Below are 26,831 nucleotides of genomic sequence, written 5' to 3'. Positions count from 1 at the left end.
TCCGGTGAAGGACTTCAAAGGGTTCATGCTTGATCTGTGGTTGTTGGGTCCGGGCGGGTGGTGTCATCTCCTTCTTGCGGCGGAGGCTCGGCCTGGGGTTGCGTGGCGTTCATGACCGCTGTCGCCGCGTCGTCTGGCAGCAGGTCGTCAATGATGGACCGGAAGGCGTCGTCGCCCATGAGGGCCCTCTGTTGGCCGAGCCAGTAGAGGGCGGTGTCGGGCGGACTTCCGATCTCCAGTTGGAGCGTCAGAGCCCGCAGCGTGTAAGGCACACCTTCTGCAGGGCGCTGTTGCGTAGTACGGAGTTCGCCTAGTTGAGCGTAGCTGGTGGCGATGCCGGAGCGGTTACCCAGCTCCTCCTTGATGGTGAGGGAGGCCCGGTAGCGTTCCTCGGCCTGCCCGTAATCCCCCCGCAGCTGCGCGATCATGCCCAGTTGACCGTAGCTGCTGGCGATGCCGGAGCGGTTACCCAGCTCCTCCTTGATGGTGAGGGAGGCCCGGTAGCGTTCCTCGGCCTGCCCGTAATCCCCCCGCAGCTGCGCGATGATGCCCAACTGGTGATAGCTGATGGCGATGCCGGAGCGGTCGCCCAACTCCTCCTTGATGGCGAGGGAGGCCCGGTAGCGTTCCTCGGCCCGCCCGTAATCCCCCCGCAGCTGCGCGATCATGCCCAACTGGTGATAGCTGATGGCGATGCCGGAGCGGTCGCCCAACTCCTCCGCGATGGCGAGGGAGGCCCGGTAGCGTTCCTCGGCCCGCCCGTAATCCCCCCGCAGCTGCGCGATGATGCCCAGTTGACCGTAGCTGCTGGCGATGCCGGAGCGGTCGCCCAGCTCCTCCTTGATGGTGAGGGAGGCCCGGTAGCGTTCCTCGGCCTGCCCGTAATCCCCCCGCAGCTCCAAAATGGTGCCCAACTGGTGGTAGCTGCTGGCGATGCCGGAGCGGTCGCCCAGCTCCTCCAGGATGGCAAGGGAAGCCCGGTAGCGTTCCTCGGCCTGCCCGTAATCCCCCCGCTCCTGCGCGATCCTGCCCAACTGGTGATAGCTACTGGCGATGCCGGAGCGGTCGCCCAACTCCTCCAGGATGGCAAGGGAAGCCCGGTAGCGTTCCTCGGCCCGCCCGTAATCCCCCCGCAGCTGCGCGATCATGCCCAACTGGTGGTAGCTGCTGGCGATGCCGGAGCGGTCGCCCAACTCCTCCTTGATGGTGAGGGAGGCCCGGTAGCGTTCCTCGGCCCGCCCGTAATCCCCCCGCAGCTCCGCAATGATGCCCAACTGGTGGTAGCTACTGGCGATGCCGGAGCGGTCGCCCAACTCCTCCAGGATGGCAAGGGAAGCCCGGTAGCGTTCCTCGGCCTGCCCGTAATCCCCCCGCTCCTGCGCAATCATGCCCAGTTGGTGGATGTGGGCGGCTGCAGGACGGGAGCGTGCGGGGAGCCACGTGAGGGTCTCCTCAATCAGGTGTTGTTCCCAGTCCCAGGCTCCCCAGGTGTGCAGCTGGGAGCACACGTACTGCGTGACAGCATCGGCTTGGTCGAGGTCGTCGGCTTCGTGATGATGATGGCGTACCTCGATGAGCTGGGTGATGTCGTCGGCGCGAGGCTGGGGCCACACATTGACGCGCCATTGCCAGTACGCGGCGGCCCGCCGGTGTGCGGCTTTCAGAGCGTCGGGACGGGCGCGTTGCCGGAGCGCGTCGGCGGTCCAGTGGTGCACTGTCAAACCGCTGGGCCGGCTGCCCCCCTGATCCTGGGGCGCGGGGGCCGGGGAGACCAGCCCCAACTCCAGCAGCCGTTTCAAGGCCTTTCCGCCCTGGGTGTCCAAGTCGACTGGAGGCCGCTGGAGTTCTCTCCAGACTGCTTCGTGTTCGGCGATCGTCTCAGGCGACAGGCCATAGCCGTTCTCCGGTCCTGCTCCGGCTGCGCGGGCCTGGGTGATGTGCGTGTTCACCGTTTGGAGACGCTGCCGGAGGACGGGGTCGGGCTCGGGGGGTGTGGTGAGTTGTGACAGCTGCCAGGCGGCCCCTGTGCGGTCGACCGGGGTGCGATAGACGGCCATCCCGTCCAGCAACTGCCGCGCCCCGGGCACGTTGCCGAGCTGGTCGAGCAGGGTGTCGAGAAGGATGTCGTCCACGGCTAGGGTGACGGTCTCGGCCAGCGCCGTGTCCAAGTCTCCCTCCATGTCTGCGAGCCAGCGCTCGGGATCATGGATGCCGCGGGTCTCCAGCGCGGCTTCCATGCGGTCGGCGATGTCGGGGAAGCGGGCCTGTCCGCCGCGCAGCAGGGCGTCGAGGTATTCCAGGGCCCGTGGGTGGCCTCCGACGTCGGTGTACGCGCGGATCTGGTCGGCCGGACCGAGGGCGTCCAGGCCGGGCAGCCGCCAGATGAGTTTGCGGGTCTCCGCCAGCGACAGGGGTCCCAGGTGATGAACGGTGAGCCGTCCGTGGGCGCGCTGGGGGAGGCTGAAGGGGTAGCGGCTGGTCACCAGCAGCCGTGTGCGGGGGCTCGCCGCCGTCCACGCGGCCAGCAGATCCGCCAGCGCCGGGTCGGACGGCTGCCAGCCGTCGCCGGACGTCGTGCGGGTGAGGAGGTCTTCGGCGTTGTCCACGATCATCAGTACCGGGAGCCGTGGCAGCACGATCTGACGGACCAGCTCCCAGCGGTCCCGCCAGGGTGAGCGGGCGTCCGTCAGTGCTACCGCAACCCGCCGCAACGGGTCAGTTTCCGGCAGGTCCGCGGCCAGGCAGTATGCGTTCAGGCGCTGCCGCAGCGCCTCCAGGACGGCGTCGACGTTACGCGTCGTGGTGGCCGAGACCGGCACGATCAGCCGGTTCTGGATGCCGTAGTGGTGCAAGAGCTCGGCGGCCAGCGTGGACTTGCCGACTCCGCCGATTCCGTGCACCAGCACTCCGGCCCGCTGGGGGTTCCGCAGGGCGGCCAGCAGCTGGCGCAGCTCGGCGCGGCGGCCGACGAACTCGCCGACCTTGCGGACCACCATGCCCTCATCCAGCACCACCTCCGGCGCAACCAGCACCCGATCGGCACCGCGGGTGCGGTCGAACAGCGGCAACGGCGGCCCTGCCAGGAACAGGGCCGGGGTTGCCCACTCCGGCCCCATAGCGCGCGGGGTATTGTCCGGCAGCTGCCGACGCCGGGCTTCCAGAGTGCGGCGGGCGTGGGAGAGCGCGGTCAGCGGGTCGGGGTGTTCGGCCCTTGCCAGCGCCTCGTAGGTTTCCGCGGCCAGCTCGGTGGCGTAGTGGTCCGTGACGGCTTCGGTCATCGCCAGCACCGCCGGCACCCCGCGCGCCAGCAACTCGCGCGCCAGACCGGCCCGGGCCCGCCCCTCCGGACTGACATCAGCACGAGCGGAGCCACCGGCGCTCGTGTCCGGGCCCCCCTCCTCATCAGAGTTCCCTTCCTCGTCCGCGGGCCGCTCTTGCGAATCGCGGGAAAGAGGGGTCCTGGCGGTGGAACAGCCGGCCAGCACCACCAACGGAACGCCCCGATCGGTGGGCAGGCCCTCTGCCATGAACCGCCGGGCATCGACCTCGTCCACCTGGCCCCGCTCGTCCTCCAGCAGCAGAATCCCCGGCTTGGCGTGACAGGACAGGTGCAGTACGTGGAAGCGCTCCTGCTCCAGGGCCGCGTGAATCTCGGCCAGGCTGCCCCAGTTCAGCACCCGCACATATGCGCCGTGCCCGGACCGCGCCGGGTCGACCGCGTCCAGGATCCGGCTCAGCTCCCTTTCGTAGTCCAGTAGTTCGCCCCCGCCGGACTCCGGGCTTGCCACCACCGCCAGAATCCGCAACGGACCAGGCACCTGCACCGCGACAGGAGGACTCTCCCGCCGCACCCTGCGGTACAACTCGACATGCTCCGACAACACCAACGGCTGCCCCACGCCCGGAACAACCAGCGTCTCCCACGGCAGATCCACCCACCGCGGATCATCGACGGTCAACCCGATCCGTAACGATGCGTGACGCGCCTGCGCCAGCCCCTCCTCCTTGGCCAGCGCCGCCGCCACCTCACCGCACACGAAGCTCTCGCCCAACACCGCACCGACACCAACCAGCGCCCCCGCCGCCCCTCCCGGAGCGGTTGCTTCCCCCAGAGCAAGCTGACGCCGCGTGGCCAGGCCGCCAACAGCCCGTGCACGCGCGCGCTGCAACATCCACAGATGCTGCTCAAGGCTGCGGTCCACACCGCGCGGTGGACAGGACGTCTCGGAGCCCGCCGTGGAAAACGTGACCGATCCCGTGTCGACCCGCAATTCCGCATACGTCGGTCCGGCCGGCCGATAGACCACCTCGTCGGGCACCACCAGCGCCCCGCCCGACGCCGGGCGCTCCGCCGTCGGCAACCCCCGTACGGCCCTATCCAGTTGCCGCACCAGGGTCTCGTATTGCGATGGTGAAGCCACACGGCGGAAGTCGAAGTACAGCCGCGAAGCAATGAAGGGCGGCAGCTCCACCTCGCCCAACAGGACCGGGATCACCCGTTGCCCTCCGGCTACCGCCTTTGCCATGGCGGCCGCGAACTCCTCACCGCACCACCCCGACTCCGTCCAGTGCCGACTGACGACGGGCACCACGGCGCCGGCGCCCGCCAGCCCGTCCTGCAACCGCAATGCCACCAGCTGACCACCGACCAGCTCCCACTGATCCAGCCACACATGAAGGCGGAGTCGCACCAGGTTCTCCGCCAAGGCCTTCGCCCACGGCTCATCCTCATGCGCATACGACACGAACGCGTCGAATTGCCCGGCCTCAGTCACACCGCACCCCCGAACACAGCAACCCTGAGCCACTGCCCCTCAGGCTGGCCCAACCCTTGGGCACCCGATAGACCCCTACGCCGGTAATGACTCAATTGCCCATGCCCACCACCAGCCCGCGGCACCCTCGCCCCGGCAGGTTCGTTGTCCGAACCTGCTGCGCAGGCCCAACCGGCTCTGCGCTTCGGTCGATCGTCCCCTGATGTCCGGCGCCGACCGTCGCTGTTCACGCTGTTGGTGTCAGCCGCTGGTGTCAGCCGCCACATGCCATCTCTGCATGGCGCGACAGTTGGGCTGGAGCTACTCGGGTGCGCTCACAGCCACCGGCTCGCTGAAATTCTTGAGCGTCACGACGTTGTGCGCTGAGCTGCCGGACACCTCGAGCCACTGCTCGAAGCGCACGACTCGGCCGGATTCGTTGACCCATACGTCGCAGGCGAACTCCTCGGTGCCTGTGGCGCGCATCTTGTCGTACAGCTGGCCGTCCACTGTTCGGATCTGGTCCTGGGTGAGCTTCCCGGAAAGCCGGTATGCCGAGGTTCCGTCCATCTCCTCCGGACCTTTTTGGGCCTTCGGTCCGAGGTCCAAGAGCAGTTGCGCGTAAGCGCTGTAGTCAGATACGCCCGCAGTTGAGGAGTCCAGAGCCGTGCGCTGCCACTCCCCAGCTGCTCCGTCGTCATCAAGTGTCCGCGTGTAGGTGGCGTCCTCCAGCAGGATCGTCTCCGCGTTGAACGCCTGGTCCTCCGGGACGCTGTCGGAGGACGTCATGGTCAGTTTGCCCGTAGGTGCTGATCCGTTGAAATTCATCCGGCCGGCCATCACGACCGTCAGCGTGGAGCCCGTATAGGTTTCCGTGGTCATCTCGGCCGAGTAAGGCGCTGGATCGGCGTTCTTGAGCGCCGCCTCGACTTCGAATGAACCATCGGAGTCCGGCGTGGCCGATGCTCCACTCTTCGACGTCGATGCGGGTGCTTTCCCGTCATCCCCGGCGCCACAGCCCGTGAGCAGGACGACGGCCGCGATACCGGCCGCCACGGTGGCCAAGTGGCGCATGGCAGGGGGCCTCCTCAAGCGTGGCTGACAGATCGCCGAGTCTGTCATGGGCACAGCGAGAGCACTCCACGGCGGGCAGATCTGCGCCACAACAACCCCTGAAGCGGCAGCGAATCACACCGGTGTCACCGCGACCACCACCCCCCGCTCCGCCGCAGGCGACACCGCCGCCGACACGCGGACCGCTGCCGAGCGGGCCACGCGCCCGGCCCGTGATGCCGTGCCCAGGAGGAGCGGCTGGAGGTGTTCCAGGCCGGAGACGAGGAACTCCTCGGTGGCGATGAGGAGTGGGCGGGCCGCCTTCGTCGCGGTCGCGGCGGCCTCCGTGAGGTCGGCCAGGGGTGGCAGGGAGGCGCGTACGACCCCCGCCCCCACCGCGGCGGCCCGTTCCGCGAGGGCCACCTGGAGCGGGAGGAGTGGTGCCAGCGCGGCCGTCAACGCGTCGGCGATGCGGCGGAGTTCGGGAGATGTGTCGCGCAGGACGTCCGCGGCGGCCCGGATCACCGGAGCCAGTGCGAGGAGTACGCCCGCGGTGATCCCGGCCGCCGCGGGCAGCAACGGCGAGCCGGCGTCGACCAGTTCGGCAAGGGCGTCGGCCGCCTCCTCCACCGCGGGTGCCACCGCGTCGAGGACCGGCAGCAGGCTGTCGCCGAGCGCGGAGAGGAGCACCTGCGCGGGTTCGCTCACGGGGTGCGCCGCCAACGGCGCCCCACTGGTGCTGAGCCGGGTCAGGGTGTCCACGATCCGGTAGAAGGCCTCCTGCGCCTGCGGCGACGCGCTCGCCTCGGCCAGCTCGGCCGTGGTCTCGCGCAGGACGCGCAGCGCCTCCGCGCCGGAACCGTCCCTGGGATCCAGGGTGTTGACCGCGATTCTGGTGATGTTCCCTGCCGTGTCGAGGAGTTGGCCGGTGATGTCGGTCGTGCTGCGTGCCATGCGCAGCACGTCCTCCCTGCTGGGGAGCGACGGAATCGGGGACATGGAGGGGCCCTCCTCGTTACGCGTACCGCTCGGCCGTCGCACTCAGGATGCCCTCTCCGACCCACCGGGCATGCGCCATCCGGGGCATCCGTGATGGCGGATGTGACGGCGGACCTGACGGCATCAGTAACAGCGTGCGTGACGGCGTACGTGACGCATGCGTGACGACGTACGTGACAGCAACGCCCTCTTGTTGCGGGAGAGTCGAACGGGTACACCTCGCCGTACCGATCCGACCGACCCGACCCTGAACCGATCTCAGGAATCCTCATGAATCCTCAGGAGGTACGACGCGTGCGCCTACCGAGACCCGTCCTGACCGCGACCGTCATCGCCCTGGCTACCGGCTCACTCCTGCTCACCCCGCAGAGCGCCACCGCGGACCGCAAACCGCCCGTCCGGGAGGGATCCGGGCAGGAGAGCGGCCAGGGCAGCGCCGCCAGGAACTCCGCGAGCGCCGCCCTCAACGCCCTCGCCACCCCCGTCACCGACCTCTCCGGCTCCACCGCCGGCTATCCGCGTGAGCAGGTCCTCCCCCCGGACCCGGAGAACCCCGCCGACAAGTCCATCAAGCTCGGCCTCACCCCGTACCACGCGATCGCCCCGAAGCTGAACGCCCTTCAGGAGCTCGGCAATCGCGTGAGTGTGGAGGTCGCGGGCGAATCGGCCGGCGGCCACCGTCTCTACCTCGTCACCGTCACCGCGCCCGAGTCCAGCCGTGAGACGCGCGCCCAGGACCGGATGCGCGAGCTCATCGAGAACGCTCCGCAGGCGGCGGCCAAGGACCCGGCCGTGAAGAAGACGTACAAGACGCCCGTCTTCTTCAACAACAACATCCACGGCAACGAGTGGGAGGGCACGGACGCCGCCCTCGGGCTCATCGAGCAGCTCGCGACGGCCAAGGACACCAAGACCGCCGATCTCCTCGCCCACAGCCGCCTGTACTTCAACATCACCGCGAACCCGGACGGCCGTATCGCGGGCACCCGCGCCAACGCCAACGGCTTCGACCTGAACCGGGACTTCATCACCGCCTCGCAGCCCGAGGCGCGCGCGATGCGGCAGATCGGCATCGACAAGCAGCCCGCGGTCATGGTCGACCTGCACGGCTACGTCAACGGAACGCTGATCGAGCCGACGACCCCGCCGCACGGCGAGAACTACGAGTACGACCTCTTCCTCAAGAACACCTACGCCAACGCGCTGGGCATGGAGGCCGCCGTCAACGGCCTCGGCTACACGCCCGCGAAGGACGGCGTGGACCCGGCCCAGATCCCCTTCCGCGACCAGGAGGAGGGCTGGGACGACTGGCCGCCGATCTTCACGCCGCAGTACGCGGCGTTCCACGGCACGGTCGCCGCGCACACCGTCGAGATCCCGATGCAGGTGAACAACGCCGCCTACGACTCGCTGCCGGTCGCCGAGCTGAAGCGGCGCTCCGCGATCAACGTCGATGTCGCGGGCGCGGCCATGCGCGCCACCCTCAACTTCGCGCAGACGCACCGGACTTCGCTCATCGCCGACCAGATCGAGGTCTTCCGGCGTGGCGTGACCGGAGCCGCGCAGGTGCCGGTCTCCGCCGAGACGGTCCCCGGCGTCCCGGGCATCGGTCCCGAGGACGTCTACACGACCGAGTTCCCGCGCGCGTACGTCATCCCGGCGGGCGCCACGCAGCGCTCCGCGACGGCCGCCGCCCGCCTGGTCGACCACCTCCTCGCCAACGACGTCCGCGTCAGCCGCGCGACCGGCGGCTTCCGGCTCGCGGGACGGTCGTACGCGAAGGGTTCGTACGTCGTCGACCTGCGCCAGGCCAAACGCGGGATGGCCAATGTGATGCTGGCGGACGGGACGGACATCAGCGACAAGGTGTCGGTCATGTACGACATCTCGGGCTGGAGTCTGGGCCGGCTGTGGGGCGCGACGGTCACGCCCGTACGGAGCGGCAGCCTGTCGGCCGTCCCGCTGCGCGCGGTCGCCGCGGCCACGGACGTCGGGTACGTCGCCCCGCGCGGCGATCTGCGGCTCCGCCTCGACGACCCGCAGGAGATCGCGGCCCTCAACTCCCTTCTGAAGCAGGGGGTTTCGGTGCGGCAGGCCGCGGACGGCAGCGCGATCGTGCCGGGCTCGGCGCGGGCGAAGGCCGTCGTGCTGGCCCGTGAGTACGACGTCGCCTTCGACGCGACGAAGGTGACCGGCGGCACTCCCCTGCGCCTCACCCGGGTCGCCGCCGCGGTGACCCCGGGCGAGCTGTTCGCACTGCGCGAGATGAACTTCGACGTGGTCCCGGTGTCGACGGGCATCCTCAACGCGGGCTTCGACTGGTCCGGCGCGGATGTGCTGTTCGCCTCGTCGGGGCTCAACCACGCAGGCCTCAACACGGCCGCACGGGCCGCTCTCGGCGCCTTCCTCGGCACCCATGGCCTGGTGGGCCGCGGAGCCACCGGCGTGGCCCTCAACGCCGCCACAGGGCTGCTCGCCGTGCAGCCGGTGGCGGGCGACGGGGACGCCAACGGCGTTGTACGGGTGGTGAATTCGGGCGCGCTCACCACGGGCGCCCCGGACCACAGCTTCGTCTACGCCCCGCTCTGGTTCACCGATCTCGGTCCCGGGGTCCGCGTGGAGCAGTCGTACGGGACGGGCAATCCGCTGGTCTCCGGGCACTGGCGCCCGCTGGCCGACGGTACGGCGGGGCCCACGGCTGCCGCGGGCCAGGCCTCCGTCGTGAGCGGCCCGCACGCGGTCCTCTTCGGCACGGAACCGCTCTTCCGCGACCACCCGAAGGGTGAATTCCCGCAGGTGGCACGGGCGTTGCTGGCACTCGCGCACTAGCAGGTCGCTACGACAGAGGCGGCACCCCACGTCCTTGGGGTGCCGCCTCCGCCATGTGCAACGACTGCTGTCAGACGAGCGTCACGGTGATGTTGCCGCGAGTCGCCTTCGAGTACGGGCAGACCTGGTGGGCCTTCTCGAGCAGCGCCGTGGCCGTCGCCGCATCCACGTTCGGGATGGCGGCGGAGATCTCGACGATGAGCCCGAACCCGTCCTCGTTCTTGCCTATGCCGACCTTCGCGGTGACGGTCGAGCCGGAGATGTCGGCCTTCTCCTGACGGGCGACGACTCCGAGGGCACCCTGGAAGCAGGCGCTGTACCCGGCGGCGAACAGCTGCTCCGGGTTGGTACCGGCGCCGCTGCCGCCCATCTCCTTGGGCGGATTGACGACGACGTCGACCTTGCCGTCATCGGTGGCTACTCGGCCGTCGCGGCCGTTCTCGGCGGTGGCGACGGCGGTGTACAGGACGTCGGTCTGCTGGATGGACATACGGTGCGTTCCTCCTAGGTCCGCCGCGACTCGCGCCCACGATCGCGACGACTTCGGAAAGAAGTTACCGTATGCCGGAAGTCCAGCAGAACCCCTGACGGCCTCAGAGCTTGACGATCATCTTTCCGGTGTTGTCGCCGCGCAGGACCCCGAAGAACGCCTCCAGGTTGTTCTCGATGCCCTCGGCGACCGTCTCGCGGTACTTGAGCGCGCCCGAGGCGACCCAGGGGCCGACCTCCTGGACGAACTGCGCCTGCATGTCGTAGTGGTCGCCGACGAGGAAGCCCTCGATGCGGCCGCGGGTCTGGATCAGGCGGGCGAGGTTCTTCGGGCCGGGGACGGGCTCGGTGCTGTTGTAGACGGAGATCGCGCCGCAGATGGCGATGCGGCCGTCCCGGTTCAGCCGGCCGATGGCCGCCTCCAGGTGGTCACCGCCGACGTTGTCGAAGTAGACGTCGACGCCGTCGGGGGCGGCCTCGCGCAGCTGCGCGTTCACCGGGCCGTTCTTGTAGTTGAAGGCGGCGTCGAAGCCGTACTCCTCGACGAGCAGCTTGACCTTCTCGTCGGAGCCGGCGGACCCGATGACCCTCGACGCACCCTTGAGCTTGGCGATCTGGCCGACCTGGCTGCCGACCGCGCCCGCGGCGCCGGACACGAACACCGAGTCGCCCTCCTTGAAGGAGGCGGTGCGCAGGAGACCCGCGTACGCGGTGAGGCCGGTCATGCCGAGGACGCCGAGGTACGTGCTCAGCGGCGCGGCCTCCGGGTCCACCTTGACGGCCTGCTTGGCGTCCACCACGGCGAACTCGCGCCAGCCGAAGAAGTGCAGCACATGGTCGCCGACCGCGATGCCCTCGGCGTTGGAGGCGACCACCTCGCCGACCGCGCCGCCCTGCATGACCTTGCCCAGCTCGAAGGGGGCGACGTACGACTTGGCGTCGCTCATGCGGCCGCGCATGTACGGGTCCACGGAGAGGTACTTGTTCCGTACGAGTACCTGACCCTCACCCGGCTGCTTGACCTCGGCCTCGACCAGGGCGAAGTCCTCCGGCTTCGGCACCCCTACCGGGCGGCTGACCAGGTGCCATTCGCGGCTGACGGCGGGGAGCTGGGGGGTCTCGGTCATGAGGGGGTGCCTTTCCTGCGGGTTGCTGTCTGCGGCTCTGGCGGTTCGGGGGGCTCTAGTGGTTCTGGTGGCTCAGATACTTCAGTACCTGAAACAACCATGCTCCTGAATATTTCATGATGTCAAGTAACGAGGTAGCCTGGAGCGCATGGCCACGCAGAAGACACCCCGAATCGACCCCCTGACGCTTGAGGTGGTCGACCTCATCGGCACGGTGGTGGCGCGGTACCACGAGGAGTACGAGGACGCTGCCGCCGAGCATGCGCTCACCGGGGCGCAGGCGCGACTGCTGAGCCTGCTGTCGCTGGAGCCGCTGCCGATGCGGCGGCTCGCGCAGAAGCTGAAGTGCGAGCCGTCGAATGTCACCGGGATCGTGGACCGGCTGGAGGCGCGGGGGCTGGTCGAGCGGCGGCCGGATCCGACCGATCGTCGGGTCAAGCTGGCGGCCTGCACGGAGGAGGGGCGGGGGGTTGCCCGGGGGCTGCGGGAGTCGCTCCGGTTTGCTCGGGAGCCGTTGGCGGGGCTGTCGCGGGAGGAGCGGGTTTCCTTGCGGGGGTTGTTGCAGCGGATGCTCGCCGCGTAGGGGGCTGGGGTGGGGTTTTTCGCCCCCTCCGCCCCTACCCGTCCCATGCTTCCGGGCTACGCCCGGTGTCAGCCCGTCCGGCGTTTGAGGACGAGCGCGTCAGCGCGATGCGGGGGTCTGGGGGCGCAGCCCCCAGGAACGGGACGGGTAGGGGCGGAGGGGGCGAAACAAACCCCTACGTGCACCACCACAGGAACTGGCTGCACGTCTCCGAAGGCGACGGGTCCGCCGTCGGGTCCGCCGAGGTCGGGTCGGTTGTCGGGGCCTGGGAGGTCGCGGCGGGGCGGGACGGCTTCGGGGCCGAGGTCGTGGCCTGCGGGGCCGTGGCGGACGCGGACTCCTCGTCCGTCGCGGAGGCGGAGGGCGACGCGGAAGCGGACGGTGAGGCCGAGTCGGACGCGGACGGCGAGTCGGAGGCGGAGGTGCCGGTGGAGCCCTCCGTGTCGTCGATCGGCAGGGCGGTCTCGGCCGGACTGGCACCCCCGTCGGCAGACTCGTCCGCCGTGGCGGCCTGCGGAGTGGACCCGGGCCCCTCTATACCGAGCTCGGCAAGACTCAGCCCACCCGCGGCGAGCAACAGCCCCGCCCCGGCTATCAGCGCCCCGCGCCGCCGCCGCCGGTGCGCGGCGGCCTTCCGGTCCCGCCGGCTGCCCCCACCCGCGGCGGCGCCCCGCCGCCGTCCACGCCCGCTGGGACGCACGTCGTCGCCCTCGTACGAGTCCTCGACATCGTCCGCCTCCGGGCGCGGTTCGACCGCGTCCGCATGCTCGCGAACTTTTTCGACTGGTGTGCCGCACCCCGGGCATGCGAGAGCGCCATTGAGGTGCCTGCGGCACGGGTGGCAGTAGTCCATGACGCCGGAAGACTAGATTCCCCACAGGTAACGTTCATAGTCACAGCTGTGAAAGTTGTGTAGTGAACCACCCGTTCCGGCGTGCCGAGTTGAGGACACCCCCGACCATTCCCCGCCATCCCGCACCCATCGCGTCGAAACCGTTATGTGTTCGACCCATTGACACCCCCGGGGCCGAATCCTTACTGTCACGCCAGCATTTCGAACGTGTGACGAAATTTCGAACAGAGCCGAAGAGCACAGGGGGCAACTGCCGTGCGCATCACGGGAATCAGCACACACGTGGTCGGGACACCCTGGCGGAACCTGACCTACGTCCAGGTGCACACCGACGAAGGTGTCACCGGAGTCGGCGAGACCCGCATGCTGGGCCACACCGACGCGCTGATCGGGTATCTGCGGGAGGCGCAGGCCAACCACATTCTCGGTTCCGACCCGTTCGCTGTCGAGGACCTCGTCCGGCGGATGAAGTACGGCGACTACGGGCGGGCCGGCGAGATCGTGATGTCGGGTATCGCCGTCATCGAGATGGCCTGCTGGGACATCAAGGGCAAGGCGCTCGGCGTTCCCGTCTGGCAGCTGCTCGGCGGCAAGGTCACCGACAAGGTCAAGGCGTACGCCAACGGCTGGTACACCACCGAGCGGACCCCGGAGGCCTACCACAAGGCCGCGCAGGAGGTCGTCGCACGCGGGTACAAGGCCCTCAAGATCGACCCCTTCGGAACCGGGCACTTCGAGCTCGACCACGAGCAGAGCCTGTACGCCGTCTCGCTCATCGAGGCCGTGCGCGACGCGATCGGGCCCGAGGCCGAGCTGATGCTGGAGATGCACGGCCGGTTCTCCCCCTCCACCGCCATCCGCCTCGCCCACGAGCTCGCGCCCTTCAAGCCCGCCTGGCTCGAGGAGCCGGTCCCGCCTGAGAACCTCAAGGCCCTGGAGAAGGTCGCGGCCAAGGTGGACATCCCGGTCGCCACCGGTGAGCGCATCCACGACCGCATCGAGTTCCGCGAGCTCTTCGAGAGCCAGGCCGTCGACATCATCCAGCCCGACGTGGGTCATATCGGTGGCATCTGGGAGACGCGGAAGCTGGCCGCCACCGCCGAGGCCCACTACGTCCTCGTCGCGCCGCACAACGTCGGCGGTCCGGTCCTGACCGCCGCTTCCCTCCAGGTCGGCTTCACCTCCCCGAACTTCAAGATCCTCGAGCACTTCAACGACTTCGCGGACGCGGACATCAAGAAGGTCGTGAAGGGCGCCCCGCAGGTCGTCGACGGCTACTTCGAGCTGTCCCACGAGCCCGGTCTCGGTGTCGAGCTGGACGTCGACGCGGCGGCCGAGTTCCCGCAGCAGCAGGCCAGGTTCGACCTGTGGGCGGACGGCTGGGAGCAGCGCAAGCCGAAGGGTGCGCAGTGAGTACGGCGGTCGTCATCGAGGCGCCGGGCGAGCACCGGCTGACCGGTCACGAGCCCAGGCGGCCGGAGGCCGGCGAGGCTCTCGTGCGCGTGCACGCGGTGGGTATCTGCGGCAGCGACCGCGAGGTCTATCAGGGCAACAGGCCCGAGGGGTACGTCCGTTACCCCCTCACTCCCGGCCACGAGTGGTCCGGGACGGTGGAGGCTGTCGGGGCCGGGGTGCCCGCTTCGCTCGTAGGCCGGAAGGTCGTCGGCGAGGGTTTCCGCAACTGCCAGGTCTGCGACCGCTGCCACGCGGGCGAGACCACGCTGTGCACCGCGGGGTACGAGGAGACCGGCTTCACCCAGCCGGGCGCGATGGCCGCCACTCTCACCCTCCCCGCCCGTCTTCTCCATGTCCTGCCCGAGGACGCCGACCTGACGGCGGCGGCCCTCCTCGAGCCGGCCGCCTGCATCGCGGCCGCCGCGCTCAAGGCGAACGCCCTTCCCGGCGAGCGGGTCGCGGTCGTGGGCACGGGGACGCTCGGGATGTTCGCCGTGCAGTTCCTCAAGGCCGGCTCGCCGGCCGAGCTGCTGGTCGTCGGCACCCGCCCCGACCGCGCGGAGCTGTCCAGGACGTTCGGCGCCACCGACTTCCGTACCAGGGACCAGGAACTGCCCGACGATTTCGACGTGGTCGTCGAGACCGCCGGGTCCGCGTCCGCCGCGCGCACCGCCGCCTCCCTGCTCAGGCGCGGCGGACGCCTGGTCCTCACGGGTATCCCGGCGCCGGGTGCGGAGGGTCTCGACCCCACCGATCTCGTCGTACGGCAGCTGGAGGTGCACACCGTGTTCGGGGCGCCGCCGGATGCCTGGGCGCACACGGTGCGGGTGTTCGGCGCCGGGCTGCTGAACCCGCTGCCGCTGGTCACGCACGAGCTGCCGCTCGCCGAGTTCCCACAGGCCATCGAGCTGGTGGGGTCCGGCGATCCCAAGGTCGGAAAGGTCCTTCTGCGTCCATGAACCAGGTCGTCCTCCGCCCATGAACCGGGTCCTTCGGCGCCCCTAGCAGTACGCCGGTACGGGGTGCCTGACCACTCCGTACCGGCGTACACCCACCGACACGAACCGCGTTCGAGATATCGGACGCACCAGTCAACGAACGCGAAGGACAGCTTGTGACCGACGCCCCGCCAACGGCAGCCCGTCGACCCGGTGAGCAGGCGCTCGCCGCGCTCGGCCTGGGCGCGCCCGCCCTCTCCCCCGCCGACGCCTCGCCGCACACCTTCCCGGGAGGCGGCCGCTGGCGCACCGAGGTTCCCTCCGTGGAGGGGCCCGAGGCGCTTGCCGTGGTCCTCAAGGAGGCCTCGCGGCTCGATGTGCCGATCCACCGGATCAGTCAGGGCAGCGGCGTCTGGATGCTGACCGACTCCGAGATCACCGAGATGGTCGAGGCGACCGACGAACACGACATCGAGCTCTGCCTGTTCACCGGGCCGCGCGGCACCTGGGACATCGGCGGTTCGGTGCGCTCGGACTCGCGCGGCGGCGGGCTGCGTGCCCGCGGTCACGACGCGGTCGCCGGATGCGTCGAAGACGCCGTCCGGGCAACGGAGTTGGGCGTCAAGTGCCTGCTCGTCGCCGACGAGGGCGTGCTCTGGACGCTGCACCGGGCGCGGGTGGCCGGGATCATCCCGGCCGACACAACTCTCAAGCTCTCGGCGCTCGTTGGTCCGGTCAACCCGGCCTCGTACGCCGTGTACGAGCATCTCGGCGCGGACTCCCTCAATGTGCCGAGTGATCTGACGCTCGATCACCTCACCGAGATCCGGCGGGTTTCCGCCGCCCCCATGGACATGTACATCGAGGCCCCCGACGACCTCGGCGGGTACGTGCGGATGTACGAGGTCGCCGAGCTGATCCGGCGCGGCGCACCGATCTATCTGAAGTTCGGCCTGTCCAAGGCGCCCGGGATCTACCCGTACGGGCACCATCTGCGGGACCTGACCCTCCACACGGCCAGGGAAAGAGTGCGGCGCGGCCGGCTCGCCCTGGACCTGCTCGCGCGGCACGGAGCGGACGGCGACATGGCGCCGCTCGGTTCACGGCTGCCGGGCGCGCTGCAGCGGTTCGAAACGCCCTCATAACGTTCCGGGCCAACCGCTTCACAAAAGACGACGCAGCCGCACACAATCCCACACACCTCTCCTCGGTCTTCTCTCGCAACCGCCCTTCGGAGCGTCCCCGCATCGCGAGACCGAGTCTGGTCCCACGACATCAAGGATGATGATCATGCGAAACCGCAGAGCAGCACTCGCCGCCATAGCCGGAGCCGCCTCCCTCGCGCTCACCCTCACCGCCTGCGGTCAGGACAGCGAGGGTGGCAGTGACGCGACCGCGGACAGTGCCAAGGGCGGCACCATCGGCATCGCGATGCCGACCAAGTCCTCCGAGCGCTGGATCGCGGACGGCAACAACGTGGTCAAGGACCTGGAGTCCAAGGGCTACAAGACCCAGCTGGTCTACGGCGAGGACGACCCGGACCAGCAGGTCTCCCAGATCGAGAACCTGATCACACAGGGCGTGAAGGCCCTGATCATCGCGGCCATCGACAACAAGTCGATGAACAACGTGCTCCAGCAGGCCGCCGACGCGAAGATCCCCGTGATCTCGTACGACCGCCTGATCCTCGGCACGAAGAACGTCGACTACTACGCGTCGTTCGACAACGAGAAGGTCGGCGAGCTCCAGGGCAACTACATCCTGGAGAAGCTGGGCCTGGCGGACGGCAGCAAGAAGGGGCCGTTCAACATCGAGCTGTTCGCGGGCTCGAACGACGACAACAACACGAAGTACTTCTTCCAGGGCGCGATGAACGTCCTGCAGCCGTACATCGACAAGAAGCAGCTCGTCGTCCAGTCGGGCCAGACCAACCTGACGCAGGTCACCACGCTGCGCTGGGACGGCGGCACCGCGCAGAAGCGCATGGACGACATCCTGACCGCGGCCTACAAGACCGAGCGGGTCGACGCGGTGCTCTCGCCGTACGACGGCATCTCCATCGGCATCCTCTCCTCGCTGAAGTCGGACGACTACGGCTCTGCGAGCAAGCCGCTGCCGATCGTCACCGGCCAGGACGCCGAGGTCGCCTCGGTGAAGTCGATCATCGCGGACGAGCAGTCGATGACCGTCTACAAGGACACCCGTGAGCTCGCCAAGGTGGCCTCGAACATGGTCGACGCGGCGCTCACCGGCAAGACGCCGGAGACCAACGACACCAAGACCTACGACAACGGCTCGAAGGTCGTGCCCGCGTACCTGCTGGTGCCGGTGAGCGTGGACAAGGCGAACTACCAGAAGGTCGTCGTCGACTCGGGCTACATCAAGGAAAGCGACCTCAAGTAACCGCCGCACTCTAGGGATTGGAAGGCACGACCATGGCGGGACCCGTCCTGGAAATGCGCTCGATCGTCAAGACCTTTCCCGGCGTCAAGGCGCTGTCGGACGTCACACTGACCGTCCGTCAGGGCGAGGTCCATGCCATCTGCGGGGAGAACGGCGCCGGCAAGTCGACCTTGATGAAGGTCCTCTCCGGCGTCCACCCGCACGGGAGTTACGAGGGGGACATCCTCTTCGAGGGTGAGGCCTGCGAGTTCAAGGACATCAGGGCCAGTGAGCACCACGGCATCGTGATCATCCACCAGGAACTGGCCCTGGTGCCGTACATGTCCATCGCGGAGAACATCTTCCTCGGCAACGAGCAGGCCAGCGGTGGCGTCATCAGCTGGAACGAGACGCTGAAGCACGCGACCCGGCTGATGCGCCGGGTCGGTCTCGAGGACCACCCGCAGACCCGGGTGGCCGACATCGGCGTCGGCAAGCAGCAGCTCGTGGAGATCGCGAAGGCGTTGTCGAAGGAGGTGAAGCTGCTCGTCCTGGACGAGCCGACGGCCGCGCTGAACGACGAGGACAGCGGCAAACTCATCGACCTGATCCTGGAGTTGAAGGAACAGGGCATCACCTCCATCATCATCTCGCACAAGCTCAACGAGATCCGGAAGGTCGCCGACTCGGTGACGATCCTCCGGGACGGCCGGACCATCGAGACCCTCGATGTGAAGGCCGCGGAGACCACCGAGGAGCGGATCATCAACGGGATGATCGGCCGGGACCTCGACCACCGCTTCCCCGAGCGCACCCCGCACGACGCGGTGGCGGGCGCGGCACCGGCCCTGGAGATCCGCAACTGGACCGTCCATCACCCGATCGACCAGCAGCGCAAGGTTGTTGACGATGTGTCGATAAATGTGCGGCGCGGGGAGATCGTCGGTATCGCGGGCCTCATGGGCGCCGGCCGCACCGAACTCGCGATGAGCGTCTTCGGGCGGACGTACGGCCGGTACGCGGGCGGCACGGTCCTCAAGGACGGCGAGGAGATCCGTACGAAGACCGTCTCCCAGGCGGTCAAGCACGGCATCGCGTACGTCACCGAGGACCGCAAGCACTACGGACTCAACCTCGACGACACCGTCGGCCGCAACATCTCGCTCAGCGCGCTGAACAAGGTGTCCAAGCGGGGCGTCGTCGACGGCCACGAGGAACGCAAGGTCGCCGAGAGCTTCCGCAAGTCCATGAACATCAAGGCGCCCAACGTCTTCGAGCGGGTGGGCAGGCTGTCCGGCGGCAACCAGCAGAAGGTCGTCCTCAGCAAGTGGATCTTCACGGGTCCGGACGTGCTGATCATGGACGAGCCGACGCGCGGCATCGACGTGGGCGCCAAGTTCGAGATCTACACGGTCATCGACAAGCTGGCCGCCGAGGGCAAGGCGGTCGTTTTCATCTCCTCCGAGCTGCCGGAACTGCTCGGCATGTGCGACCGCATCTACACCATGGCCGCAGGGCGGCTGACAGGTGAGTTCTCGCGGGCGGAGGCCTCGCAGGAATCCCTGATGCGTCAGATGACGAAGGACAAAGAGGTAACGCGATGAGCACGGATGTGACCGCCAAGACGCCGGCCCCCGCGCCGCCGGGGAAGAGCGGATCGGCCGCCGCCGACGGCCTCTTGCGGCTGCTGCTGGACGGCATGCGCCGCAACATGCGCCAGTACGGCATGCTGATAGCCCTCGGCGTGATCGTGGCCCTGTTCGCGGTGTGGACCGACGGCGACCTCCTGCTGCCGCGGAACGTCTCCAACCTGGTGCTGCAGAACAGCTACATCCTGATCCTGGCGATCGGCATGATGATCGTCATCATCGCGGGCCACATCGACCTGTCGGTCGGCTCGATCACCGCGTTCATCGGCGGTGTGGCAGCGGTACTGATGGTCAGGAACGATGTGCCCTGGCCGCTCGCGGTCCTGCTGTGCCTGGCCATGGGTGCCGCCGCGGGCGCGGCACAAGGGTTCCTGATCGCCTATGCCGGCATGCCGTCGTTCATCGTGACCCTCGCAGGCATGCTGATCTTCCGCGGTCTGACCGAGGTCTTCCTCGAGGGCCAGACACTCGGCCCGTTCCCGGAGGGCCTGCAGAAGACCGCCAACGGCTTCCTGCCCGAGATCGGACCGGACACCAACTACCACAACCTCACATTGCTGCTCGGTTTCGCACTGGTCGGCGTGGTGATCCTCCAGGAGATACGCGACCGCAAGCGGCAGTCGGAGTACTCGCTCGAGGTGCTGCCGGCCAAGCTGTTCGCGGTGAAGCTGGCAGCGCTCACCGCGGCCGTCCTGACCTTCACCATGCTCCTGGCCAGCTACAAGGGCGCCCCCGTCGTACTCCTCATCCTGGGCGTGCTCCTGGTCGGCTTCGGCTATGTCATGCGCAACGGAGTCATCGGCCGCCACGTCTACGCCATCGGCGGCAACCTCCCCGCGGCCAAGCTGTCGGGCGTGAAGGACAAGAAGGTCACCTTCCTGGTCTTCCTGAACATGGGCATGCTCGCGGCCCTGGCGGGTCTGGTCTTCGCAGCCCGCTTCAACGCGGCCTCGCCCAAGGCGGGCCTGAACTTCGAACTCGAAGCGATCGCCGCCTCGTTCATCGGCGGCGCGTCGATGAGCGGCGGCGTGGGCACGGTCCTCGGCGCGATCATCGGTGGTCTCGTCCTGGGCGTGCTGAACAACGGCATGAACCTCGTCGGCATCGGCACCGACTGGCAGCAGGTCATCAAGGGCCTGGTACTGCTGGCGGCGGTCGGCTTCGACGTGTGGAACAAGCGCAAGGTCGGTTCGTAAGTCAGCCGGGCCCCGCCGGAAGGCGGGGCCCCCTCCATCTGCAGGAGCCGCACATGGAACTGAACAGACGTACGGTCATCGCTGGAGCCGCAGCAGCAGGAATGGCCGCCACCGCACTCGGCGGTACGGCACACGCCACGGGAGGCAAAGCCCCGGTGAAGTCGCTCTTCGGCAAGCTCGCCGACGGCACCAAGATCTACAGCTGGTCACTGGCCAACGGCGGGACGAGGCTCAAGGTCCTCTCGTACGGCGGGATCGTGCAGTCCCTGGAGATCCCCGACCGGCACGGCAAGTACAAGAACGTGTCGCTCGGCTTCGACAACATCGAGGACTACGTCGCCAAGACCCCGTACTTCGGCGCACTGATCGGCCGCTACGGGAACCGCATAGCCAAGGGGCAGTTCAGCCTCGACGGCAAGAGCTACCAGCTCTCCGTCAACGACGGGGCCAACAGCCTGCACGGCGGCATCAAGGGCTTCGACAAGCACGTCTGGGACATCGAGCCCTTCACCAAGGGCTCCGACGTCGGCCTGTACCTGTACTACACGAGCGTCGACGGCGAGATGGGCTACCCCGGCACGCTCAAGACGAAGGTGACGTACACCCTCACCAAGCACGGCGACTGGCGCCTCGACTACGAGGCCACCACCGACAAGGCGACCGTCGTCAACCTCACCAGCCACGTCTACTGGAACCTGGCCGGCGAGGGCAGCGGCTCGATCTACGACCACGAGCTGAAGATCGCCGCCGCCCGCTACACACCCGTCGACTCGGGGCTGATCCCCACCGGCGAGCTGGCGAAGGTCGCGGGCACCCCCTTCGACTTCCGGCGCACGAAGACGGTCGGCGAGGACATCCGGGTCGCCAACCAGCAGCTCCTCTACGGCAAGGGCATCGACCACAACTGGGCCCTGGACAAGGGGATCACGGCGAAGCCCGAGCACGTCGCGACGCTGCGCGACCCGTCCTCCGGCCGTACCCTGAAGATCGCCACCACCGAGCCGGGCCTGCAGTTCTACTCCGGCAACTTCCTGGACGGCACGCTGGTCGGCCCCGGCGGGCACATCTACCGGCAGGGCGACGCGCTGTGCCTGGAGACCCAGCACTTCCCGGACTCCCCCAACCAGGCGTCGTTCCCGTCGACCGTGCTGCGGCCCGGACAGACGTACCGGACGACTACGGTGCACACGTTCGGCAGCTGAGGGCACAGCGGGGCCTGAGGGGTTTCCGGCCGCTTCGGTTGCCTGAGATCACTAACTCTTACGAAATTCACACGAGTTGAACAGCGCCCCCTCCGTATCCGTATCTAAGGGCGGCCCGCGCTCCCCCGCGCGGGCCACCCAAAGCCGGAGGGCCCGTCCTCCCCAGCGGGCCCGCCCCCTACGGAGGTTCCATGGCCGACAACGTCACCTCGCTGTTCCGCGGCACGGCAGCGCACAGCCCCTCGATGGCAGCGCTCACCCGTGAGAGCGGCGAAGGGGCCGGTCCGGTCGACTTCTGTATCCCGTGCAACCCGTACTTCCCGACGCCCGCCATGTTCGACGACCTGGCGGGCCGGCTCCGCGAGATCATCACGTACTACCCGAGCAGCGCCGACACCATCACGTCCGAGCTCTGCAACCTCCTCCAACTCCCGCCGCAGTGCGTCGCGATGGGCAACGGTTCGACCGAACTCATCACCTGGATCGACCACTTGCTGGTCCGGGAGTCCCTCGCGATACCCGTCCCCACCTTCGGCCGCTGGACCGACCAGCCGATGGAGACCGGCAAGCGGGTCGACATGTTCCCGCTGCAGGAGTCCAGCGGCTTCGCCCTGGACCTCGCCAAGTACGCGGAGTTCATCCGCGCCCGCGGCACCCGGGTCGCCGTCATCTGCAACCCGAACAACCCCGACGGCGGCTTCATCCCCCGCCAGTCGCTCGTCCAGTTCATGGACGCGATGGCGGACCTGGACCTGATCGTGATCGACGAGTCGTTCCTGGAGTTCGCCGACGCGGAGCACGAGCCGAGTGTCGTCGAGGACGCCGTGATGCGCCCCAACGTCGTCGTGCTGCGCAGCCTCGGCAAGAACTTCGGTCTGCACGGCATCCGCTTCGGCTACATGGTCGCCAACCCTTCGCTCGCCGGCCGGGTCCGCTCCATGCTGCCCAAGTGGAACCTCAACTCCTTCGCGGAGACCGTGGTGTTCATGCTCAAGAACCACGGCCAGGAGTACATGCAGAGCCTGCACATGGTCCGCCGCGACCGGCTCGACATGGCCCAGCAGCTCGCTCATCTGCCCGGCCTGACGGTCTATCCGTCGCAGGGCAACTTCCTCTTCGTACGCCTTCCCGTGGGCGCCGAAGGCACCGTGGTCCGGGACCGGCTGCTCACCGAGCACCGCATCCTGGTCCGCGAGTGCGGCAACAAGATCGGCTCCTCCAGCCGCTTCCTGAGACTCGTGGTGCGCCCCCAGGTGGACGTGCGTCGCCTGGTGTCCGGCCTGGAACAGGTGCTCTACGGGACCAGGAGGGGAGCCGCCGTACCCGAGATGGGCACAGGGACCAGCTACAGCTCGGGTACGGCGGCGGTGGATCGTCTGATCGGCGCCACGAACGGGGCCGGCATGCCGGGTCTCGCGGCGCAGGCACAGGCGATGCCGAGCATCCAGAACGCACAGACCGGCGCCTGGCCGGGCCCCGCCCCCGCGCAGAACCCCGGGGTCATGCCGGGCCTGGCCCCCGTCGCGGCACCGGCCGCCATGTTGCCGCCTCAGCAGCCCGCCCCGATGCCCGGGTACGCCCCGGTCCCAGCCGCCGGCCTGCCCGCCTACACCCAGACCGGCATGCCCGGCATGGCCGCGGCCGTACAGGCCCCCGCCCCCCAGACGGGTACGCAGGGCGGCGCCCACCCCAGCGGACTCACCGCCGCCCAGGTCCGCGGCCGGACCCAGCCGGAACCGCAGCAGTCCGCGCCGCAGGCCATGGGCTGGCCCGCGGCGGGAGCGATGTACACCCAGGCCGGCTAGCCAGGCAGGGGGAGGGACGCAGCCCCTCCCCCTGCCGCCTGATCCGGGTCGGCGGCTTCAGCCCGGCACCGCAGAATCGAAGCGCTTACGCGTCAACGCCCCGTCACCCACCCAACTCCCTTCACCCGCCTGTCATTTCAGGCCACATGCGTCACATACCCGGAACCAGAACGCAACCGCCGGGGCCCTGTGCGCCGCCTACTGTCCGGCCTACGATCGACGCGCTTCGTCTACGCGCGTCAACGGCGGCCGAAACAGGGGTGGCGACCATGCACCGCAGAGCCCGGACCATGGTGACGACGGCGGCCGCGCTGGCCCTTCTGGCAGGCGCGGGCGGCTGTGGCGGCAGCGCGGGGACGGAAGCGGGGGCCACCACCCTCACCGTCATCGCGACCAACTACGGCGACAGCGTCCACAAGAACTCGCAGGGCTACTGGGACCGGGTGGCGCTCGACTTCGAGGCCGCCAACCCGGACATCCATGTGGAGGCGAAGGTGTATCCCGCCGACACCGTCGACGCGAAGGTCGCCGAGCTGGTGAAGCAGGGCAGGGCACCGGACGTCGTACAGACCGGCAGCTACGCCGAGTACGCGGCGGAGGGCCTGCTCTACTCGGCCGACGAGCTGCTCTCGATCGCGGTCCAGGGCAGTTTCGCGCCGAGCCTCGCCGAGGCGGGCCAGCTGCAACGCACCCAGTACGGCCTGCCGTTCACCGCGAGCACCCGGCTGCTCTACTACAACAAGGACCTGTTCGCCCGGGCGGACCTCGATCCGCCCACCACCTGGGACGAACTCGTCGCCGCAGCAGAGGTGTTGAAGGACTGGGGCGTGAAGTACCCGATCGCGGTGCCCCTCGGCCCCGAGGAGGCGGAGGCGGAGACGCTGACGTGGCTGCTGGCCGGGGACGGCGGCTACACCCAGGGCGGCGCCTACACCCTCACCTCCGACGCCAACGTGTCGACGCTGGAGTGGCTCAGGTCGGACCTGGTCGGCGCGGGGCTCACCGGCCCCGTCCAGCCGGGCAGGCTGAACCGCACCGAGGCACTGGACGCGTTCGTCGACGGCGAGGCCGCGATGGTCAACGCCCCGCTCTCCCTGATCCGGCAGATCGAGGACTCGTCGCTGAGCGTGCCCTACGGCACGATTCCGCTGCCGAGCCGCACCGGGCAGACCGAGCCGACCATGGGCACCGCGGACTGGACCATCGCCTTCAAGCAGGCCGGACACCGCGAGCAGACCGGCCGCTTCCTCGACTTCCTGTACAGCGACGAGTACGTCACCCAGCAGGCCTCCGAGTACCAACTGCTCCCCGTCACCGCGTCGGTCAGCGCCGCCATGCGCGCGGACACCCGTTACCGCAGCCTCTGGAACGGCCTGGACACGCTGGGGAACATGGACCTCTATCCGCTCTCCGAGACCAACTGGTCGGCCGTCTCGACGGCGATCAGGACGCAGATCGGCGCGGCGGTCACACCGGCCGGCGATCCGCAGGCGGTCCTGACATCGATCGCGAAGGCGGCACGCTGAGCAGCGACACCCCCTTCCCTCTTCGTTCAACATTCCATCAACTTCCTTGTCTCACTCTCCACTTGACGATCCATCACTTTGCCGAACGCACAGCCCACCGACAGCTTCCGTCCCTACGGTGACGTGCTCATGACAGACACTTCAGAATCAACCCCCCTCGGGCGCCGCACCGTGCTGATCGCGACGGGTGCCACAGTCGCAACGCTGGCTGTGGCCGCCGCAGCCCCTGAAGCCCCCACAGCCGGCACGGCGGCCACGACTCCCGCCGCCGCGGCGGCCGTCTGCACCCTCACCAAGGAGATGACCGAGGGCCCGTACTACCTCGACGGCGCCTACGTACGCGCCGACATCAGCGAGGACAAGGCGGGATTCCCCCTCGAACTCGCCCTCACCGTCGTCGACGACGACACCTGCGCGCCGCTGAACAAGGCGCTCGTCGAGATCTGGCACTGCGACCACCTCGGCGAGTACTCCGGATTCGTCGGCGGCAACGGCCACAACGAGCCCGACAACGGCACGTTCCTGCGCGGCGGTGTCCTGACGGGCACGGACGGCGTGGCGAGGATCACGAGCATCTACCCCGGCTGGTACCGGGGCCGCTGCGTCCACATCCACGTCAAGGTGCACACCGGAGTCACGCTCACCTCCGACGGCTCGTTCACGGGCGGCCAGGAACTCCACACGGGCCAGCTCTTCTTCAGCGAGACGATCACCGCGGCGGTCGGCAGACTCTCCCCGTACTCGGCCAACACAGTCACCCGCACCACCCTCGCGCAGGACAGCATCTACGACGAAGGAGGCGCCGCCTCCGGCCTCCTCACCCTGACAGCCCTGGGCACCTCCCCCACCTCCGGCTACGCCGGCACCCTCACCCTCGGCATCGAATCGAGCTGATCCGTCCTCCCTCACCCCGACAGCCACACGACTGGCAGATTCGTCCCAGCGGCAGACTGCACGACCAGGCTTTTTCCGACCCGCTGCTGGGACAGATCTGCCAGTCGTGTGGCACCTGCCCCAACTCCCGCTCAAAAAGGGTCAGTTGTGGCTTAGATTCCCAGCGCATTCACAGGCGCACATCAAGGAGTTCCTCAGCTGCGCCCATACCTTCCATGTCCATGACTGAGACCCCAGCTCGACATGAGCAACCTGAGCAGCACGGCAACACCCCCGGCGCCGGGGCCCACCGCCGTGACAAGAGCGTCCAGCGGCGGCGCGTCCTGATCGGCGGTGGCACCGTCGCCGTCGTGGGCGGACTCGCGGTCGCGGGTATCGCCTCGGCCGACCCGACGTCCGCCAAGAAGGGCAAACCGAAGCCCACCAAGTCCACCTCCGCGTCGGCCTCCGCATCCGCGTCCACCTCCGCCACCACCACCGTCTGCACCCTCAACGCCGAGGTCACCGAAGGTCCGTACTCCCTCGACGGTGCTCTCGTCCGTGAGGACATCCGTGAGGACAAGGAGGGCTTCGAGGTCCGGTACACCTTGACGGTCGTCGATGTCGCGGACGACTGCGCCCCGCTGGCCGGTGCGCTCGTCGAGCTCTGGCACTGCGACTCGCTCGGCGAGTACTCCGGGTTCGTCGGCGGCAACGGTCACGAGGAGGAGGACAACGGCACCTTCCTGCGCGGCGGGCAGATCACCGACGCCGACGGCCAGGTCAACATCACCTCGATCTGGCCCGGCCACTACATCTCGCGCGCCGTCCACGTCCATATGCGCGTGCACACGGACGTGACGCTCACCGACGACTCGTACACCGGCGGCGAGGTCATCCACACCGGTCAGCTGTTCTTCGACGAGGACATCAACACGGAGATCCAGGCGACCTCGCCGTACTCGGCGAACACCACCCAGGAGACCCTGCTCTCCAACGACTCCATCTACGACGACGGCGGCGCGTCCTCCGGTCTGCTGACCCTGACGGCGCTCGGGTCGAGCGTGTCGGACGGGTACGCGGCGACCCTCACGGTCGGCGTCGACAGCTGACCGGTA

19 protein-coding genes are annotated in these 26,831 nt (G+C 68.7%); 13 read left to right on the top strand and 6 right to left on the bottom strand.

Translation table 11 applies throughout. The features are described 5' to 3' along the window. Positions 1 to 23: 23 nt before the first annotated feature. The 3 genes from OG246_RS18265 to OG246_RS18255 form a co-directional block, all read right to left on the bottom strand. Positions 24 to 4,775, bottom strand: coding sequence for a tetratricopeptide repeat protein (locus OG246_RS18265; protein WP_266463168.1), 4,752 nt, complete (start codon positions 4,773 to 4,775; stop codon positions 24 to 26). A gap of 300 nt (positions 4,776 to 5,075) precedes the next feature. Further along, a complete protein-coding gene (locus OG246_RS18260; RefSeq protein WP_266463165.1) occupies positions 5,076 to 5,828 on the bottom strand; it encodes an LppX_LprAFG lipoprotein in 753 nt (250 codons plus the stop codon). 114 nt (positions 5,829 to 5,942) lie between these two features. Next, positions 5,943 to 6,806, bottom strand: a complete 864-nt coding sequence (locus tag OG246_RS18255; RefSeq protein ID WP_266463162.1) for a hypothetical protein — start codon at positions 6,804 to 6,806, stop codon at positions 5,943 to 5,945. 294 nt (positions 6,807 to 7,100) lie between these two features. Between OG246_RS18255 and OG246_RS18250 the strand changes: the two genes are divergently transcribed. Beyond that, positions 7,101 to 9,635: a M14 family zinc carboxypeptidase gene (locus OG246_RS18250; RefSeq protein WP_266463159.1), complete on the top strand. Its 2,535-nt coding sequence runs from the start codon at positions 7,101 to 7,103 to the stop codon at positions 9,633 to 9,635. Positions 9,636 to 9,705: 70 nt separating this feature from the next. Here OG246_RS18250 and OG246_RS18245 read toward each other — a convergent pair whose 3' ends face one another. Both OG246_RS18245 and OG246_RS18240 read right to left on the bottom strand, forming a co-directional pair. Beyond that, positions 9,706 to 10,125 carry an organic hydroperoxide resistance protein gene (locus OG246_RS18245; protein ID WP_266463156.1) on the bottom strand — a complete coding sequence of 140 codons (420 nt, stop codon included), beginning with the start codon at positions 10,123 to 10,125 and terminating at the stop codon, positions 9,706 to 9,708. Between the two features lie 103 nt (positions 10,126 to 10,228). Continuing rightward, positions 10,229 to 11,251 carry an NADP-dependent oxidoreductase gene (locus tag OG246_RS18240; RefSeq protein ID WP_266463153.1) on the bottom strand — a complete coding sequence of 341 codons (1,023 nt, stop codon included), beginning with the start codon at positions 11,249 to 11,251 and terminating at the stop codon, positions 10,229 to 10,231. 148 nt (positions 11,252 to 11,399) lie between these two features. Between OG246_RS18240 and OG246_RS18235 the strand changes: the two genes are divergently transcribed. After that, positions 11,400 to 11,834: a MarR family winged helix-turn-helix transcriptional regulator gene (locus OG246_RS18235; protein ID WP_266463150.1), complete on the top strand. Its 435-nt coding sequence runs from the start codon at positions 11,400 to 11,402 to the stop codon at positions 11,832 to 11,834. A gap of 175 nt (positions 11,835 to 12,009) precedes the next feature. Here OG246_RS18235 and OG246_RS18230 read toward each other — a convergent pair whose 3' ends face one another. Next, positions 12,010 to 12,687: a hypothetical protein gene (locus OG246_RS18230; protein WP_266463147.1), complete on the bottom strand. Its 678-nt coding sequence runs from the start codon at positions 12,685 to 12,687 to the stop codon at positions 12,010 to 12,012. Positions 12,688 to 12,942: 255 nt separating this feature from the next. Between OG246_RS18230 and OG246_RS18225 the strand changes: the two genes are divergently transcribed. From OG246_RS18225 to OG246_RS18175, 11 genes are all read left to right on the top strand, one after another. Next, positions 12,943 to 14,100, top strand: coding sequence for a mandelate racemase/muconate lactonizing enzyme family protein (locus tag OG246_RS18225; RefSeq protein WP_266463144.1), 1,158 nt, complete (start codon positions 12,943 to 12,945; stop codon positions 14,098 to 14,100). Then, the gene (locus OG246_RS18220; protein ID WP_266463141.1) at positions 14,097 to 15,101 is read left to right on the top strand and encodes a zinc-binding dehydrogenase; all 1,005 of its coding nucleotides are present in this window, start codon (positions 14,097 to 14,099) and stop codon (positions 15,099 to 15,101) included. Before OG246_RS18225 ends, OG246_RS18220 begins: the two co-directional genes overlap by 4 nt. Positions 15,102 to 15,256: 155 nt before the next feature. After that, a complete protein-coding gene (locus OG246_RS18215; RefSeq protein ID WP_266463138.1) occupies positions 15,257 to 16,225 on the top strand; it encodes a hypothetical protein in 969 nt (322 codons plus the stop codon). 145 nt (positions 16,226 to 16,370) lie between these two features. Next, entirely contained in the window at positions 16,371 to 17,483 is a 1,113-nt protein-coding gene (chvE, locus tag OG246_RS18210) for a multiple monosaccharide ABC transporter substrate-binding protein (RefSeq protein WP_266463135.1), read from the top strand. Positions 17,484 to 17,515: 32 nt separating this feature from the next. Further along, the gene (gene mmsA, locus OG246_RS18205) at positions 17,516 to 19,066 is read left to right on the top strand and encodes a multiple monosaccharide ABC transporter ATP-binding protein (RefSeq protein WP_266463132.1); all 1,551 of its coding nucleotides are present in this window, start codon (positions 17,516 to 17,518) and stop codon (positions 19,064 to 19,066) included. Then, the gene (gene mmsB, locus OG246_RS18200; protein WP_266463129.1) at positions 19,063 to 20,307 is read left to right on the top strand and encodes a multiple monosaccharide ABC transporter permease; all 1,245 of its coding nucleotides are present in this window, start codon (positions 19,063 to 19,065) and stop codon (positions 20,305 to 20,307) included. The genes mmsA and mmsB overlap by 4 nt, the downstream gene beginning before the upstream one ends. 53 nt (positions 20,308 to 20,360) lie before the next feature. Then, complete coding sequence (locus tag OG246_RS18195; protein WP_266463126.1) at positions 20,361 to 21,509, top strand: aldose epimerase family protein; 1,149 nt, start codon at positions 20,361 to 20,363, stop codon at positions 21,507 to 21,509. Positions 21,510 to 21,700: 191 nt separating this feature from the next. Further along, the gene (locus OG246_RS18190) at positions 21,701 to 23,314 is read left to right on the top strand and encodes a histidinol-phosphate transaminase (protein ID WP_266463123.1); all 1,614 of its coding nucleotides are present in this window, start codon (positions 21,701 to 21,703) and stop codon (positions 23,312 to 23,314) included. Between the two features lie 269 nt (positions 23,315 to 23,583). After that, complete coding sequence (locus OG246_RS18185; RefSeq protein WP_266463120.1) at positions 23,584 to 24,840, top strand: extracellular solute-binding protein; 1,257 nt, start codon at positions 23,584 to 23,586, stop codon at positions 24,838 to 24,840. A 129-nt stretch (positions 24,841 to 24,969) separates the two neighbouring features. Then, complete coding sequence (locus tag OG246_RS18180; RefSeq protein WP_266463117.1) at positions 24,970 to 25,734, top strand: intradiol ring-cleavage dioxygenase; 765 nt, start codon at positions 24,970 to 24,972, stop codon at positions 25,732 to 25,734. A 221-nt stretch (positions 25,735 to 25,955) separates the two neighbouring features. Then, entirely contained in the window at positions 25,956 to 26,825 is an 870-nt protein-coding gene (locus OG246_RS18175; RefSeq protein WP_266463114.1) for an intradiol ring-cleavage dioxygenase, read from the top strand. The last annotated feature ends 6 nt before the right edge of the window (positions 26,826 to 26,831 follow it).

The organism is Streptomyces sp. NBC_00620, from assembly GCF_026341825.1.
Taxonomy (GTDB): domain Bacteria; phylum Actinomycetota; class Actinomycetes; order Streptomycetales; family Streptomycetaceae; genus Streptomyces.
The sequence above is the reverse complement of the archived record's forward strand: the minus strand, read 5'-3'. Positions and strand labels throughout refer to the sequence as shown.

Bases quoted from the DNA above. Each gene is read 5' to 3' on its own strand.
- OG246_RS18260 (WP_266463165.1), bottom strand. From the start codon at position 5,828: ATGCGCCACTTGGCCACCGTGGCGGCCGGTATCGCGGCCGTCGTCCTG.
- OG246_RS18255 (WP_266463162.1), bottom strand. From the start codon at position 6,806: ATGTCCCCGATTCCGTCGCTCCCCAGCAGGGAGGACGTGCTGCGCATG.
- OG246_RS18245 (WP_266463156.1), bottom strand. From the start codon at position 10,125: ATGTCCATCCAGCAGACCGACGTCCTGTACACCGCCGTCGCCACCGCC.
- OG246_RS18240 (WP_266463153.1), bottom strand. From the start codon at position 11,251: ATGACCGAGACCCCCCAGCTCCCCGCCGTCAGCCGCGAATGGCACCTG.
- OG246_RS18235 (WP_266463150.1), top strand. From the start codon at position 11,400: ATGGCCACGCAGAAGACACCCCGAATCGACCCCCTGACGCTTGAGGTG.
- OG246_RS18230 (WP_266463147.1), bottom strand. From the start codon at position 12,687: ATGGACTACTGCCACCCGTGCCGCAGGCACCTCAATGGCGCTCTCGCA.
- chvE (WP_266463135.1), top strand. From the start codon at position 16,371: ATGCGAAACCGCAGAGCAGCACTCGCCGCCATAGCCGGAGCCGCCTCC.
- mmsA (WP_266463132.1), top strand. From the start codon at position 17,516: ATGGCGGGACCCGTCCTGGAAATGCGCTCGATCGTCAAGACCTTTCCC.
- mmsB (WP_266463129.1), top strand. From the start codon at position 19,063: ATGAGCACGGATGTGACCGCCAAGACGCCGGCCCCCGCGCCGCCGGGG.
- OG246_RS18195 (WP_266463126.1), top strand. From the start codon at position 20,361: ATGGAACTGAACAGACGTACGGTCATCGCTGGAGCCGCAGCAGCAGGA.
- OG246_RS18190 (WP_266463123.1), top strand. From the start codon at position 21,701: ATGGCCGACAACGTCACCTCGCTGTTCCGCGGCACGGCAGCGCACAGC.
- OG246_RS18185 (WP_266463120.1), top strand. From the start codon at position 23,584: ATGCACCGCAGAGCCCGGACCATGGTGACGACGGCGGCCGCGCTGGCC.
- OG246_RS18180 (WP_266463117.1), top strand. From the start codon at position 24,970: ATGACAGACACTTCAGAATCAACCCCCCTCGGGCGCCGCACCGTGCTG.
- OG246_RS18175 (WP_266463114.1), top strand. From the start codon at position 25,956: ATGACTGAGACCCCAGCTCGACATGAGCAACCTGAGCAGCACGGCAAC.